Here is a 14,518-nt window from a genome sequence, read left to right as displayed (position 1 = left end):
TCGGTTCCGTGCCTAAGGAGGCCCGCTATGAATCGCTCCCTCGTCATCGCCTCGGCGGTGGTCTTCGCCTCGATCGGACTCACCGCCTGCGGCGGAGGATCCGACAAGGGCTCGGACGCTCCCGCCGATACCGCGTCGGCGAACACCGGCGCGAAGACCGTCGTCACGGTGGAGGGCAAGGACCTCACGGGCGTCGACCTGAGCAACGTGGGCTGCACCAAGCAGGGCGACCGGTTCGCCATCGGCGCGGGCGGCGCGTCCGGCGGCGTCGGCGCGACGCTCAAGGCCGGTGACCCGCCCACCGTCGAGACCGTGGGCATCACCGTCGACGGCACCGCCCTCGCAGTCGGTCCCGGCGTCGGTAAGGCGACCGTGAAGGTCGACGGCGACCGCTACACCATCAGCGGCACCGCGTCCGGCGCCAGCATCTCGAACCCGATGGCGGGGATGGTCTCGAAGGACTTCGAGATCGTCGTCACCTGCAAGTAGTTCCCGTGCCTGAGGAGGCCCCCGTGCATCGCTCCCTCGTCACCACCTCGGTGGTCGCCCTCGCCGCTCTCGGACTCGTCGCGTGCGGCGGGGGCGACGACGCGGGGTCGGTCCGGTCCGGCGCCGACGCGGTCGTCAAGGTCGACGGCAAGGACGTCTCCGGAGTGGACCTGTCGACCGTGTCCTGCGTCCGGCAGGGGGAGAACTTCGTGATCGGCACCGGCGGCGCGAACGGCGCCGTCGCCGTCACGATGACCACCCACAACCCGCCGGTCCTGCAGACGGTGGGCATCACCGCCGACGGCACCACCCTCGCGGTGGGCGGCGGCGTGGGCGAGGCCACGGTGCGGGTCGAAGGGACCCGCTACACCATCACCGGCACCGCGCAGGGCGCGAGCATCGCGGACCCGGCGGCGGGCGTGGTCCGCAAGCCCTTCGAGATCGCCGTCACCTGCCGGTAGCGCGCGCCAGCTCGACGGCCCGGGCCGGGTCCCCGCGCCACGGCTCGCCGTGGCCGGGGGCCAGCTGGTCGGCGTCCAGCGTGGCGATCGCGTCGAGTGCGGCGGCCGCGGCCGCGGGGTCGTGGGAGAAGAACCCCGGCAACAGCTGCGGACCCGTCGTCCCCGAGAGCGGGTGGCCGGTCACCAGGGCGTCGCCCGTCGCGACGACGCCGCCCGGCAGCAGGAAGGCGGTGTGCCCCGAGGTGTGGCCCGCGCACGGCACCGGCACCGGCGCGCCCGGCAGGTCCAGCGGCGCGCCGGCCGCGGGCAGCGCGAAAGGCTCGGCGTAGGGCATCTCCACGTGCCCCAGCACGCCCACGCGGGCGACGTCGGCCATCCACTTCCAGGTGCGGGGCCGCCACATGATCGGCATCAGGTCGAGCGGGGCCGCCTGCTCGTGCGCCTCGCCGCGGGCGTGCGCGAGTTCGTCGGGGTGCGCGAGCACCGGCGTGCCGTACCGCTCGTGCAGCTTCGCGATGCCGCCCACGTGGTCGATGTGCGCGTGCGTCACCAGGATCGCCCGGACGTCCTGCGGGCGGCGGCCGATCGACGCCAGCTCCGCCTCCACCCGGTCCACGTCGCCGGCCCAGCCCGCGTCGATCAGGGTGACGTCGGCACCGTCGACCAGGGCGAGGAAGTTGACGTGCGTGCCGGCGCCGAACCAGACGCCGGGCGCGAGCTCGCGCATCACTGCCCGTCGAAGGTCAGCCAGAGGGCGGAGTTCGGGCCGAGCACGACCTCCGCCGAGGCCTCGCGGCCGTGCCAGGACCGCGCCTCCGCGGTGACGCCGCCCATGTTGCCGGCGCCGGTGCCCTCGTAGTCCGTGGAATCGGTGTTGAGGATCTCGCGCCAGGAGCCCGCGAAGGGCACGCCCACGCGGTACCGCTCGTGGGTCTGCCCGGAGAAGTTGTAGAGGCACAGCACCACGGAACCGTCGCTGCCCCAGCGCAGGAAGCTGAGCACGTTGTTCTGCGAGTCGTTCGCGTCCACCCATTCGTAGCCCGACGGGGTGGTGTCCTGGCTCCACAGCGCGGGGTGCGAACGGTACGCGGCGTTGAGATCCCGCGTGAGCGCCTGGATCCCGGCGTGCAGCTCGCCCTCCCAGCCGTCGAGGCTGTCCCAGTCCAGGGAGCGCTCCTCCGACCACTCGCGGACCTGCCCGAACTCCTGGCCCATGAACAGCAGCTGCTTGCCGGGGTGGCCCCACATGTACGCGAGGAGGGCGCGCACGCCGGACGCCTTGGTGTGCGCGTCGCCCGGCATCCGCGTCCACAGCGTGCCCTTGCCGTGCACCACCTCGTCGTGGCTGATGGGGAGCACGAAGTTCTCGCTCCACGCGTACATCAGCGAGAAGGTGACCTCGTGATGGTGGAAGTTGCGGTGCACCTGATCGCGCCCGAGATAGCCCAGGGTGTCGTGCATCCAGCCCATGTTCCACTTCATGGTGAAGCCGAGGCCGCCGAGGTTCGTCGGGCGCGTGACGCCCGGCCAGCTCGTCGACTCCTCGGCGACGGTGACCACGCCGGGGAAGAGCTTGTGCACGGTGGCGTTCATCTCCTGCAGGAACTCCACCGCCTCGAGGTTCTCCCTGCCGCCGTAGACGTTCGGGGTCCAGCCGCCCTCGGGGCGCGAGTAGTCGAGGTAGAGCATCGAGGCGACCGCGTCCACCCGCAGGCCGTCGATGTGGAACTCGTCGAACCAGTACAGGGCGTTGGCCACCAGGAAGTTGCGCACCTCGCGGCGGCCGAAGTCGAAGACGTAGGTGCCCCAGTCCAGCTGCTCGCCGCGCTGCGGATCGCTGTGCTCGTACAGCGCCTTGCCGTCGAACCGCGCGAGCGCCCAGGCGTCCTTGGGGAAGTGGGCGGGCACCCAGTCCACGATGATGCCGATCCCGCGCTCGTGCAGCACGTCCACGAACTCGCGGAACTCGTCCGGGGTGCCGAACCGGGACGTGGGCGCGTAGTACGAGGTGACCTGGTAGCCCCAGGAGCCGCCGAAGGGGTGCTCGGCGACGGGCATCAGCTCGACGTGCGTGAAGCCCGTCTCGGTGACGTAGTCGGCCAGCTCGCGGGCGAGGTCCAGATAGCTCAGGCCCTGCCGCCACGAGCCCAGGTGCACCTCGTAGGTGCTCATCGGGCGGTCGGTCGGGATCTGCCTGGCCCGCTCGGTGATCCACGCGGCGTCCCGCCACTCGTGGGTGCTGTGCGTGACGATCGATGCGGTGGCCGGGGGCACCTCGGTGCGCCGCGCCATCGGATCGGCCTTCTCGACGGTGCCGCCGCCCTCGGTGAAGATCCGGAACTTGTAGGCCGCGCCGTCGCCGACGCCCGGCACGAAGACCTCCCAGACGCCCGAGGAGCCGAGCGTGCGCATGGGATACGACTCGCCGGACCAGTACTCGAAGTCGCCGATCACGGTGACGCCGCGGGCGTTCGGCGCCCACACCGCGAAGGAGGTGCCCGTGACCTCGCCGTCCGGGGTGGTGTAGCTGCGCAGGTGCGCGCCGAGCACGTCCCACAGCCGCTCGTGCCGGCCCTCGGAGATCAGGTGCTGGTCGAGCTCGCCGATCGTCGGGAGGAAGCGGTAGCCGTCGGCCACGACGGTGCGGCCGGCGGGGTAGAGCACCTCGTATCGATAGTCGGCGAGGTCGCTGATCGGCACCTCGGCGCCCCACAGCGCGCCCTGCAGCTGCGCCAGCGGGTAGCTCTCCCCGCCGATCACGGCCGCGACGGCGGTGGCACCCGGCTTCAGCGTGCGCAGCACGGTGCCCCGCGAGGTGGGGTGCGCGCCCAGGATCGCGTGCGGATCGTGGTAGGCGCCGGAGAGCAGGCGTGCGGCGGTGTCGGGGTCGACGGCCGCTGCCGCGGCGGGGTTCTCGGTCATGGGGTGGGGCCTTCCTCAGCAGTGTGCAGGGCCGTTGCGCCGCTAGGGCTCCCGGTAGGACAGTTCCCGTCGCTGCTGCGGGTCGAGTTGCGGGAGGACCAGGATGTGGGCCACGTTGCGCCAGGGTTCCAGTCGGACGAAGTTCGCCTGCCCCCAGTGGTACACCTCGCCGGACACCTCGTCGCGCACCGGGAAGCGCTCGTGCCAGTCCCGGCCGAGTGCCGGCAGGTCGAGCCACACGTTGCCCGCCTCCGCCCCGAACGGGTTGAGGTTCACCACCACCAGCACCAGGTCGCCCGTGGTCGCGTCGTGCTTGCTGTAGGCGATCAGGGCGTCGTTGTCGACGGCGTGGAAGTGGAGGTTGCGCAGCTGCTGCAGGGCGGGGTGGCGGCGGCGGATCTCGTTGAGCCGGGTGATCCACGGCTCCAGCGATTCACCGCGACTCTGCGCCACCTTGTAGTCGCGCGGGCGCAGCTCGTACTTCTCGGAGTCGAGGTACTCCTCGCTGCCCTCGCGGACCGGGACGTGCTCGTAGAGCTCGTAACCCGAGTACATACCCCAGCTGGGGGAGAGGGTGCCCGCGAGCGCGGCCCGGATCGCGAACATCCCCGGCCCGCCGTGCTGCAGGCTCTCGTGCAGGATGTCCGGCGTGTTCACCCAGAGGTTCGGCCTGCACACGTCGGCCTGCGCCGCGTGCTCCCGCGCGAACTCCTCAAGCTCCCACTTCGCGGTGCGCCATGTGAAGTACGTGTAGCTCTGCGTGAAGCCCGCCTTGGCGAGCCCGTACATCCGCGCCGGGCGGGTGAACGCCTCGGCCAGGAACAGGACGTTCGGGTTGACCTTCTTCACCTCGGCGATCAGCCAGTACCAGAAGTCCGGCGGCTTGGTGTGCGGGTTGTCCACCCGGAAGATCTCGATGCCGCGCTGCACCCAGAACAGGGTGACGCGCAACAGCTCCCGGTAGATGCCGGTCCGGTCCTCGTCGAAGTTGATCGGGTAGATGTCCTGGTACTTCTTCGGCGGGTTCTCGGCGTAGGCGATGGTGCCGTCGGGCAGCACCGTGAACCACTCCGGGTGCTCCCGCGCCCAGGGATGATCCGGCGCGGCCTGGAAGGCCAGGTCGAGCGCGACCTCCATGCCCAGGTCGCGGGTGCGTTGGGTGAAGTAGTCGAAGTCGTCGAGCGTCCCGAGTGCGGGGTGCACGGCGTCGTGCCCGCCCTCGTCGGAGCCGATCGCCCACGGGACGCCGACGTCGTGCTCCTCGGGCGTCAGGGTGTTGTTGCGGCCCTTGCGGTTCACCTTCCCGATCGGATGGACCGGCGGGAGGTAGACGATGTCGAAGCCCATCTCCGCGATGCGGGGCAGCTCCTCCGCCGCGGTGTGGAACGTGCCGTGCACGGGGTTGCCCTCGGCGTCCCAGCCGCCGGTGGAGCGCGGGAAGAGTTCGTACCAGGAGCCGAACAGGGCTCGGGTGCGGTCCACCCAGACCCGGTAGGTGCGGGACTTGGTGATCAGCTCCCGCACCGGGTACTGCTGCAGCAGCCGGGTGACGTCGGGATGCAGTGCGGCGCCGGTGCGTTCGACGAGGCTGCGATCGTCGGCCCGGAGCGCGGCGGCGGCGGCGAGGACCGGGCCGCGGTCACCGTCGGGCACGCCGGCGGCGGCGCGCTCGAACAGGCGCGCCCCGAGCTCCAGGTCGTTCGCGAGCTCCGCGGGGCCCTGGCCGGCGGCGAGCTTCTTCTGCACGGCGCTGCGCCACGTGGTGGCCGGGTCCGACCAGCCCTCGATCCGCAGCGACCAGTAGCCCGTGAGGTCCGGGCGGAAGACGGCGTGGAACCGGTCGGGTTCGGCCGCGGGCGACATGCGGATGTAGGTCGACGTGCCGTCCGGCCCCGTCACGACGACGGACGCCGCGACGGCGTCGTGGCCCTCGCGCCAGACGGTCGCGGACACCGGCACGACCTCGCCGACGACCGCCTTGCTCGGGTATTGCCCGCCCGACACCACGGGTTCGATGTCGTCGATGCCGATGCGCCCTGTCACCGGGTCAACGGTAGTCGAAGCGGCCGGTTTACGGGCGAGTACTTCCGCCCCGCGCGGGCCCCCGCGCGGCCGCACCTGCGGGCCTTTCCGGTTGTGCCCGGACGGGTCCGGAACCGCGGGTCAGGACTGCGAGAGACGCTGCAGCGCCGCCACCGCGGTGGCGCGGTCCGCGGTCTCCCAGAACGGCGGCAGCGAGGCGCGCAGGAAGCCGCCGTACCGGGCCGTCGCGAGGCGCGAGTCCAGGACGGCGACGACGCCCTTGTCGTCGGTGGAGCGCAGGAGCCGGCCCACGCCCTGCGCGAGCAGCAGGGCCGCGTGGGTGGCCGCGACCGCCATGAAGCCGTTCCCGCCCCGCGATTCGACGGCGCGCTGCCGGGCCGTGAGGAGGGGATCGTCCGGCCGAGGGAAGGGGATCCGGTCGATGAGCACGAGCGAGAGCGACGGCCCCGGCACGTCGACGCCCTGCCACAGGCTGAGCGTGCCGAACAGGGACGTCGCCGGGTCCGCGGCGAAGTCCCGCACGAGCTGGCCGGTGTTGCCCTCGCCCTGGCACAGGATGGGTGTGTCCACGCGCTCGCGCAGGGCCTCCGCGGCGGCCTTCGCGGCGCGGGTGGAGCTGAACAGGCCCAGGGTGCGCCCGCCCGCGGCCGTCAGCAGCGTCTCGATCTCGTCGAGGATCGCGGGCGCCGTGCCGTCGCGCCCGGGCGGCGGCAGCTTCGTGGCGACGTACAGGATCCCCGACCGGGCGTAGTCGAAGGGCGAGCCGACGTCGATGTGGCTCCACTCGAGGTTTCCGTCCGGCTTCTTGCCGGTCGCCAGCGCCGGGTCCCGGTCGGGCTCGGGCGACGGTGCGTCGCCGCCCGCGCGCGGCAGGCCCCACGATCCGGCGACGGAGTCGAAGGCGCCGCCCACCGCGAGCGTCGCCGAGGTGAGCACGACCGTCGACTCGCCGAACAGGCGCGTGCGCAGCAGGCCGCCGACCGACAGGGGCGCGACGTACAGCGTCCGGCGGAAGCCGCCGCCGCGGTTCGGGACGTCGGAGGTCCAGACCACGTCGCGGCGCTTGGACTCGTCGGGCTCGTCGAAGGCGGTGAGCACGCGGACCGCGGTGTCGTGCACGTCGTCGAGGGCGGTGAGCGCTGCGCTGCGCGCCGCGGCGGCGTCGGCGTCGAGGTTGGCGCCGCGCGCCGGGCCGACGGCGGTGCGGGTGGCCCACGCGGCGTCGCGGACGGCCGCGAGGGCGGGGCCGGCACCGTCGGGCAGGCCGAGCCAGCGCCGCGTGCCGGAGTCGTCGAGCAGGCGGGTGAGCCCCTCCGAGGCCGCGACGAGGGAGTCGGCGATCTCCTCCTCGACCAACTTGCCCGCGCGGCGGGCCGCGGCGGCGACGGTCGCGCCGGTGAGCTCGGCGGTGGCGACCGAGGTGACCCGGTCCACCAGCTCGTGGGCCTCGTCGACGATGACGGCGTCGTGCTCGGGCAGCACCTTGACCTCGGTCATCGCGTCGATCGCGAGGAGCGCGTGGTTGGTGACCACCACGTCCACCTGGCCGGTGCGCTTGCGCGCCGCCTCGGCGAAGCAGTCCTGACCGTAGGTGCAGTTGGTGGCGCCGAGGCACTCGCGGGCGCCGACGCTGACCAGCCGCCAGGACTGGTCGCTCACGGCGGGGGTGAGCTCGTCGCGGTCGCCGGTCTCGGTGTCGCTGCTCCACTCGCGCAGGCGCTTCATGTCCCGGCCGAGCCGCGACGCGGCGAAGGGATCGAAGAGCTCCTCGCTGTCGGGCTCCGAGGCGACGGAGCTGTGCAACTTGTTGAGGCACAGGTAGTTCCCGCGGCCCTTGAGGATGGCGAACTCGGGCTCGCGGCCCAGGTCCGGCTTCAGCGCCTTCGCCAGGCGGGGCAGGTCGCGGTCCACGAGCTGCTGCTGCAGGGCGATCGTCGCGGTGCTCACGACGACGGTCTTGCGGGAGGTCACGGCGTGCCGGATCGCGGGCACGAGGTAGGCCAGTGATTTGCCGGTGCCGGTGCCGGCCTGCACGGCGAGGTGCTCGCCGGTGTCCAGCGAGTGGGCGACGGCCGCGGCCATCCGCACCTGGCCCTCGCGCTTGCTGCCGCCGAGCGCGGTGACCGCGGTGTCCAACAGTTTCGGCACGATCGGCGGTTCGCTCACCCGGGGAGTCTAGCCGTCCGGCGGCCTCGCGCCGGGGAGGCCCGGCCGGGGCTACAGGTGCGGGCCGCCGGTGCCGTAGCTGTCGCGCTGATGGGCGTCGAGGAGCCGCGTGAACTCGATGGTGTCGCCCGCGACGGCGGCCGCGAGGACGGCGCGGTGGTCGGCGATCGTGTGGTCGGCGTCCCCGATGATGCGGCCGGCGTGGTGGGTCAGGGAGAACCGCTGCCGGTCCCGTAGGCGCGCGTAGGTCGCGGACATCAACTCGTTGTCCGCGAGGTCGACGAAGGCGCTGTGGAAGGCCATCGCGGCCTCGGCGAAAGCGGGGAAGTCGCCGGCCCGCAGCGCCCGCTCCTGCTCCGCGAGGTTCGGCTGCATGCGCTCGTCGAGATCCCGCCGCGCCGCCTCACCGGAGTGGAAGACGCCCGCGGACTCCAGGGCCAGCCGCAACTGGGCGGACTCGCGGATCTCCCGCGGGGTGAGCCCCTGCACCTGCGCGCCGCGCTGGGCGTAGATGCGGACCCAGCCCTCCTCCTGCAGCCGCGCCAGCGCGGCGCGCACGGGAGTGCGGCTCATCGAGAGCTCGCCGGCCAGCGCGTTCTCGCTGAGCATCGTGCCCGGTTCGAGGCCCCCGCCCACGATGGCGTCGCGGATGTGGGCGTGCGCGCGCTCGGCCGCGGTGGGGGCGCCGTCGGCTGCGGGCATGACGCTCCTTCGCTGCGGGATGTCGCGGGACCTCTGGACAGTACCCGGCTCATTAGGATACAACTGGGATACAAGTTGGAAGGACGGGGCATGAGCGTGGACATCGAGGTCGAGGCCGGTTCGGTGCGGGAGCAGGTGCAGCGCCGCACCCTCGCCGTCGTCATGTTCGCCCAGGTGCTCGGCGGCGCCGGGCTCGCGGCGGGCGTCACCGTCGGCGCCCTGCTCGCGCAGGAGATGCTCGGCTCGGAGGCGCTCTCCGGGCTGCCGGTCGCCGTTTTCACCTTCGGCTCCGCGGGAGCGGCCTACCTGGTGGGGCGGATCAGCCAGCGCTCCGGGCGCCGGCTCGGGCTCGCGGCGGGATTCGCGACCGGCGCCGTCGGCGCGGCCGGTGTGGTCCTCGCCGCGGGCATCGGGAGCGTCCCGCTGCTGTTCGCGTCCTTCTTGCTCTACGGCGCCGGTACCGCGACGAACCTGCAGGCGCGGTACGCGGGCACGGACCTCGCGGCACCCGCGAAGCGCGCCATCGCGGTGAGCCTCGCGCTGGTGTCCACCACGCTGGGCGCGGTGGCGGGCCCGAACCTGGTCACGCCGCTCGGCTCCCTCGCGCGCGGGCTCGGACTGCCGGCGCTGGCGGGCCCCTTCCTGCTCGCGGGCGTCGCCTTCGCCGCGGCCGGCGCCGTGATCCTCGTCCTGCTGCGTCCGGACCCGCTGCTGCTCGCCCGCGAGCTCGGCGCCGTCCCCGAGGCCGCGGCGGGGGCGCCCGGCGGGGGTGTCCGGCCCGCGGCCTTCCTCGGCGCGGCGGTCATGGTGGTCACCCAGATCGCGATGGTCGCGGTGATGACGATGACGCCCGTGCACATGGCGGCGAACGCGCACGGGCTCGGGGCCGTCGGCATGGTGATCGGCCTGCACATCGCGGGCATGTACCTCCCGTCGCCGATCACGGGCGTCCTCGTCGACCGGATCGGTCGCGTCCCGATGGTGGTGGCCTCTGGCGTCGTGCTCGCCGCCGCGGGCCTGGTCTCGGCCCTCGTGCCGGGGGAGTCGCTCGCGGTCAACATCGTCGCGCTCGTGCTGCTCGGTGTCGGCTGGAACATCGGGCTGGTCGCGGGGACCGCGCTCGTCGTCGACGGGACCGACCTCGCCGACCGGGCCCGGGTGCAGGGCAAGGTCGACGTGCTCATCGCGGTGGCCGGCGCGGGCGGCGGCCTCGCCTCCGGCATGGTCGTCTCGGCGTGGACCTACCCGGCGCTCGGGCTCGGCGTCGCGGCGCTCACGGTGGTCGCGCTCGGCGCGGCGCTGACCCGCTGGCGGCCCGCGGCTGCCTGATCGCCGGTGAGGTGCGCGCGCAGCGTGCGGGTCATCGCGCCCGCGGCCGCCGACGGTGCCGCCCGCGTCGCGAGGGACAACTCGGTCCGGGCCGACCGGGCCAGGGGCACCGTCGCCAGGCCGGGCCTCCCCGCCGCCATCGACGCCGTGAGCACCGCGACGCCCGCCCCGTGCTCGACGAGGGCGAGCAGGGCCTCGGGGGAGTGCGCCTGCACCGTCGGATCGACGACGGTGCGCTCCGCGGCGCACGTGATGTCGAGCGCGGCGCGTACGCCGGTGCCGCGCGGCAGGCACAGCACCGTCGCACCGGCGAGGTCGGCGCAGGTCACCGACTCTCGTCCGGCCCACAGGTGGTCGGCCGGGACGACGGCGGTGAGCGGCTCGCGGATCAGGCGATGCGCGGGTAGGGGCTCCGGCAGCGGCCGGGCGTGCGCGACGAGCGCGACGTCGAGCACTCCGGCCCTGAGGTCGGCGACGAGGTCGTCCGAATCGCCCTCCACGACGTCGACGGTGACCGCCGGGTGCGCGACGCGGAACGCGGCGAAGCCCGTGAGGTAGCCGGGGATCGTGCACCCGATGACGGTGCCGAGCCGCACGTGGCCGCGGACGACGCCGGTGAGCTCGTCGGCGACGGTCCGCACGGCGTCCACGGCGGCGAGCGCGGCCCGGGCGTGCGGCAGCAGCTCGGCCCCCTCGGGCGTGAGGCCGACGGTGCGGGCCCCGCGTTCGAGCAGGCGGTGTCCCAGTTCGCGTTCGAGCTTGGCGACCTGGGCGGAGACGCCGGACTGGGCGACGTGCAGCGCCTCGGCGGCGGCGGTGAACGAGCCACGGTCGGCCACGGCGACGAGGTAGCGGAGCTGATGCAGTTCCATCACTGTTGATGATAGGTCAGATCAGATGCAGCTGTTGGACTTATGACTGCGGTGACCGCAGAGTGGAGCCATGACCGAGAACAGCACACCCCGCCTGATCGCCGAGACCTACTTCCGCTGCTGGGAGGCCAAGGACTTCGTCCCGCTCCGCCCGTACCTGGCACCCGACTGCGTCTTCACCGGGGTCTTCGGCGTCGCGCACGGGCCCGACGAGTTCCTCCAGGGGCTCGGCGGCATGGCGCAGGCCACCGACTCGCTGGTCGTCCGTGCCCGTCTCGCGGACGACCGCGACGTGATCACCTGGTTCGACCTGGGCATGGGCGGCGCGCCCGCGACCGCGGTCGCGAACTGGACCCGCGTCGAGGACGGCCTGATCACCGCGGTGAACGTCACCTTCGACCCGCGCGAGATCCTCGCCGCCTCCGCCTGATCCGCGGGCGTCGCGGGCGATACGCTGGCCCGATGACCGAGACCGAGGGGCGCCGCTACAGCGGCGCGAGCGCCGAGGCGCGCCGCGAGGAGCGGCGCGCGCGGTTCCTCGACGCCGCGCTCACCGTGGTCGCCCGCGACGGCGTCGCCGCGGTGAGCGCGCGTTCGCTGTGCGCCGAGGCGGGCCTGCACGCGCGCTACTTCCGCGAGGCCTTCGACTCGCCGGACGACGTGCTCACCGCTGCCTTCGACGTCATGGCTGCGGAGCTCATGGGCGACGTCGCCACCGCGATCGCGGCGGTCGCGCCGGAGGCGCCCGACGTCGTCGAACGGAAGGTGCGGGCGGGCGTGCGCAGCTCGCTCGGCGCGATCGGTGCCGATCCGCGCCGGTCCGCCCTGCTCGTCGGTGCGGACGTGCACCCCGGCCTCCGGGCGCGGCGGGAGGCGCTGATCGACCTGCTCGCGGGCGCCATGGCGGCCCAGGCCGAGGAGATCCTCGACGATCCGCCGGAGCACGAGGATGCGCAGTTGTCGGCGCGGATGATCGCGGTCGGCGGGATGCACCTGGCGATCGCGGCGAGCGCCGGCCGGATCGACGCCTCGCCCACGACGGTCGAGGAGATCATGGTGGCGGGGATCCTCAGCAACCGAGAGCTGTCCGCGGTGCTCAGGCGCCTGCGGGAGGCGTCCTCCTAGGCGGCGGGGAGACCGTTACGAGATTGTGGCTACAGGATGTAGCCAGATTGGGTTACGCTCGGGCCATGACCCTCGCAGCCCCCCGCACCGTCGACACCCCCGCACGTTTCGACCGCGACCCCGAGTGGGCCGCCGGCAGCGTGCGTGCCCTCCGGCTCCTGCAGAAGGACCGCCGCCCGTTCACGGCGGAGGAGATCGCCTGGGCGGGCGAAGCGGTGGACCGCGGCGACGAGCTCGGCAACCGGCTCGGCCGCGCGATGATCGACGATCGCGCCTTCGGGATGCGCGACCTCGACGCGGCGCTGGCGTCAGGCGCCACGGAGAACCCCGAGCTCCAGGAGCTGCTGGGCGCGGTCGGCGCCGCCGCGACGCCCGCGTGGGTGGACTTCGACGCCTGCGAGCGCGGCGCCGCCGTCTGCCGGCGGTCCGGCTCGCTCGGGCTCGACGTCCTCGCGACGGCGTCGCTCATGACCGGGTACACGACCTCCGCGACCACGCGCCAGCTCGTCGCGACGGGCGGCATGGTCGACGGGGTGGACGCCCGCATCCACGAGACCACGCAGTGGTGGTCGGAGATCATCGGCGGCGACGTGCGACCGCACGGGCTCGCCTGGCGGTCGGCCGTGAAGGTCCGGGTGATCCACGGCCTCGCCAACACGACCCTGCTGCGCCGCGACGACTGGGACCGGGCGCAGTGGGGCGTGCCCATCAACCAGTCCGATCAGCTGGGCACGCTCGGCCTCTTCTCCACGACCTTCCTGCTCGGTCTGCGCGCGCTGGGCATGCCCGTCTCCGCGGACGAGGGCCGCGACGTGATGGCGCTGTGGCGCTACGTCGGCTGGCTTCTCGGCCTCGACGAACACGTCCTGCCCGCGACCGAGGGGGAGGGCCGGCGCCGCATGGTGCAAATAGGCCAGTACGCGCCCGGACCCGACGCGGACTCCGCCGTCCTCGGCCGCGCGCTGTACGGCAACTGGGGCCGGCACCGGTACCCGATCGCACAGGGGCTGCGGCGGGGCTTCTATCAGCGTTACCTGGGCAGCCTCGAGGGCGTCTTCGCCGGCCGGCAGGGCCTGCGCGACCTGGGGCTCCCCGCCGAGCTGCCGTGGGCCGTGCCCGTCGCGTGGGCGAGCCACGCGCCCGTCCAGGTCGCGGCCCGGTTCTCGCCCGCCGCCCGGCGCTGGGCGACGGTGCGCGGCGAGCGTCAGATCGCCACCTGGCTGCGCCGCAACGGCCCCCGCTGACCGCCCCCGCTCGGCGGCCGGGCCGGCGCCGATCAGCCCAGCCGGCCGCCGGCGCCCGCGGCGATGGACCGGCCGATGCGGCGCAGGAGCTCGGCGGCGTTCGCCATCGAGCGCGCGGGATCGGGCTCGATCTCGGACAGCGCCATCGCGCGCCGGAAGCCCGCCGCGTGGATCTGCTCCGCGGTGAGTGCGCTGCGCCCCGCCACCGCGATGACCGGCACCCCGGCCGCGCGGGCCGCGGAGGCGACGCCGACCGGCGCCTTGCCGTGCAGCGATTGTGCGTCGAGTGACCCCTCGCCCGTGATCACGAGGTCCGCCGCCCGGACCTTGTCCGCGAAGTCGGCGAGCTCCAGCACGATGTCGACGCCCGGCCGGGCCACGGCGCCGAGCACCGCCATCGCGCCGAAGCCCGTGCCGCCCGCGGCCCCCGCGCCCGGCGTCTCCCGCAGGTCGGCGCCCGTCGCCTCCGCCACCACGTCGGCCCAGGTGCGCAGGGCGCCGTCGAGCAGGGTGACCTGCGCGGCGGTCGCCCCCTTCTGCGGGCCGTAGACGGCGGCCGCGCCGTCGGGTCCGAGCAGCGGATTGTCGACGTCACACGCGAGCGTGAACCGCGCGCCGCGCGCCTCGGGGAGCAGGCCGGCGAGGTCGACGCGCGCGGCCTGCAGCAGCGCGGTGCCGCCCGGCCGCACGGGCTCGCCCGCGCGGTCGGTGATCGACACGCCCAGCGCCTGCAGCATGCCGGCGCCGCCGTCGGTCGAGGCGCTGCCGCCGAGGCCGAGGACGATGTGCTGCGCGCCGTGTTCGAGCGCGTGCCGGATCACCGTGCCCAGGCCGAAGGTGGTGGCGCCGAGCGCGTCCGGCTCGCGGCCGGGCAGCAGCTCCAGGCCGACGGCCGACGCGAGCTCGACCACGGCCGTCGGGCCGCCGCGGGCGTACGACGTCGTGTGCGGGACCCCGGTCGGGCCGGTGGTCTCCACCGCGACCCGCTCCCACCCCGCGGCCACGGCGGCGTCGACGGTGCCGTCCCCGCCGTCCGCGATGGGGGCGCGGACGCACACCCAGTCCGGCGCGACGTCCGCGATGCCGCGGGCGAGGGCGTCCGCGACGCCCGCCGCGGAGAGGGAGCCCTTGAACTTGTCGGGCGAGAGCAGCACCGTCGTCATCG

Annotated in this window: 13 protein-coding genes; 6 read left to right on the top strand and 7 right to left on the bottom strand. The window is 73.8% G+C overall.

Annotation, left to right across the window (positions count from 1 at the left end; translation table 11 throughout):
* Window positions 1-27 precede the first annotated feature (27 nt).
* Together ACM9LD_RS13745 and ACM9LD_RS13740 are read left to right on the top strand one after the other, a co-directional pair.
* Complete coding sequence (locus ACM9LD_RS13745; RefSeq protein WP_415677192.1) at window positions 28-489, top strand: lipoprotein LpqH; 462 nt, start codon at window positions 28-30, stop codon at window positions 487-489.
* 23 nt (window positions 490-512) lie between these two features.
* The gene (locus tag ACM9LD_RS13740; RefSeq protein ID WP_415677191.1) at window positions 513-950 is read left to right on the top strand and encodes a lipoprotein LpqH; all 438 of its coding nucleotides are present in this window, start codon (window positions 513-515) and stop codon (window positions 948-950) included.
* Here the strand turns inward: ACM9LD_RS13740 and ACM9LD_RS13735 are convergent.
* From ACM9LD_RS13735 to ACM9LD_RS13715, 5 genes are all read right to left on the bottom strand, one after another.
* Window positions 937-1,677 carry an MBL fold metallo-hydrolase gene (locus ACM9LD_RS13735; protein ID WP_415677190.1) on the bottom strand — a complete coding sequence of 247 codons (741 nt, stop codon included), beginning with the start codon at window positions 1,675-1,677 and terminating at the stop codon, window positions 937-939. The genes ACM9LD_RS13740 and ACM9LD_RS13735 overlap by 14 nt on opposite strands.
* Window positions 1,677-3,872: a 1,4-alpha-glucan branching protein GlgB gene (gene glgB, locus ACM9LD_RS13730; RefSeq protein ID WP_415677189.1), complete on the bottom strand. Its 2,196-nt coding sequence runs from the start codon at window positions 3,870-3,872 to the stop codon at window positions 1,677-1,679. Before glgB ends, ACM9LD_RS13735 begins: the two co-directional genes overlap by 1 nt.
* Window positions 3,873-3,914: 42 nt before the next feature.
* The gene (locus tag ACM9LD_RS13725; RefSeq protein WP_415677188.1) at window positions 3,915-5,915 is read right to left on the bottom strand and encodes an alpha-1,4-glucan--maltose-1-phosphate maltosyltransferase; all 2,001 of its coding nucleotides are present in this window, start codon (window positions 5,913-5,915) and stop codon (window positions 3,915-3,917) included.
* Window positions 5,916-6,035: 120 nt separating this feature from the next.
* On the bottom strand, window positions 6,036-8,081 hold the full coding sequence (locus tag ACM9LD_RS13720; RefSeq protein WP_415677187.1) for an ATP-dependent DNA helicase: 2,046 nt from the start codon (window positions 8,079-8,081) through the stop codon (window positions 6,036-6,038).
* A 51-nt stretch (window positions 8,082-8,132) separates the two neighbouring features.
* Entirely contained in the window at window positions 8,133-8,783 is a 651-nt protein-coding gene (locus tag ACM9LD_RS13715; RefSeq protein WP_224646388.1) for a GntR family transcriptional regulator, read from the bottom strand.
* Window positions 8,784-8,873: 90 nt separating this feature from the next.
* Here ACM9LD_RS13715 and ACM9LD_RS13710 point away from each other — a divergent pair, with 90 nt between their 5' ends.
* On the top strand, window positions 8,874-10,112 hold the full coding sequence (locus ACM9LD_RS13710; protein WP_415677186.1) for an MFS transporter: 1,239 nt from the start codon (window positions 8,874-8,876) through the stop codon (window positions 10,110-10,112).
* Here ACM9LD_RS13710 and ACM9LD_RS13705 read toward each other — a convergent pair.
* Window positions 10,025-10,984 carry a LysR family transcriptional regulator gene (locus ACM9LD_RS13705; protein WP_415677185.1) on the bottom strand — a complete coding sequence of 320 codons (960 nt, stop codon included), beginning with the start codon at window positions 10,982-10,984 and terminating at the stop codon, window positions 10,025-10,027. The two genes, ACM9LD_RS13710 and ACM9LD_RS13705, sit on opposite strands and share 88 nt — an antisense overlap.
* A 70-nt stretch (window positions 10,985-11,054) precedes the next feature.
* On the opposite strand from ACM9LD_RS13705, the gene ACM9LD_RS13700 reads away from it, so the two are divergent.
* The 3 genes from ACM9LD_RS13700 to ACM9LD_RS13690 all read left to right on the top strand — a co-directional run bounded on the left by ACM9LD_RS13700 (window position 11,055) and on the right by ACM9LD_RS13690 (window position 13,353).
* Window positions 11,055-11,414 (top strand): nuclear transport factor 2 family protein, encoded by a 360-nt coding sequence (locus tag ACM9LD_RS13700; RefSeq protein ID WP_415677184.1) that lies wholly within the window; start codon window positions 11,055-11,057, stop codon window positions 11,412-11,414.
* Between the two features lie 32 nt (window positions 11,415-11,446).
* Window positions 11,447-12,109: a hypothetical protein gene (locus ACM9LD_RS13695; RefSeq protein ID WP_415677183.1), complete on the top strand. Its 663-nt coding sequence runs from the start codon at window positions 11,447-11,449 to the stop codon at window positions 12,107-12,109.
* Window positions 12,110-12,174: 65 nt separating this feature from the next.
* Complete coding sequence (locus ACM9LD_RS13690) at window positions 12,175-13,353, top strand: oxygenase MpaB family protein (RefSeq protein ID WP_415677182.1); 1,179 nt, start codon at window positions 12,175-12,177, stop codon at window positions 13,351-13,353.
* 32 nt (window positions 13,354-13,385) lie between these two features.
* Here ACM9LD_RS13690 and ACM9LD_RS13685 read toward each other — a convergent pair whose 3' ends face one another.
* Complete coding sequence (locus ACM9LD_RS13685; protein ID WP_415677181.1) at window positions 13,386-14,516, bottom strand: glycerate kinase; 1,131 nt, start codon at window positions 14,514-14,516, stop codon at window positions 13,386-13,388.
* Window positions 14,517-14,518: the final 2 nt, after the last annotated feature.

Source organism: Tsukamurella hominis (assembly GCF_965137015.1).
GTDB classification, from domain to species: Bacteria; Actinomycetota; Actinomycetes; order Mycobacteriales; family Mycobacteriaceae; genus Tsukamurella; species Tsukamurella hominis.
Note: the sequence above shows the minus strand (reverse complement) of the source record. Positions and strands in the feature narration are given on the sequence as shown.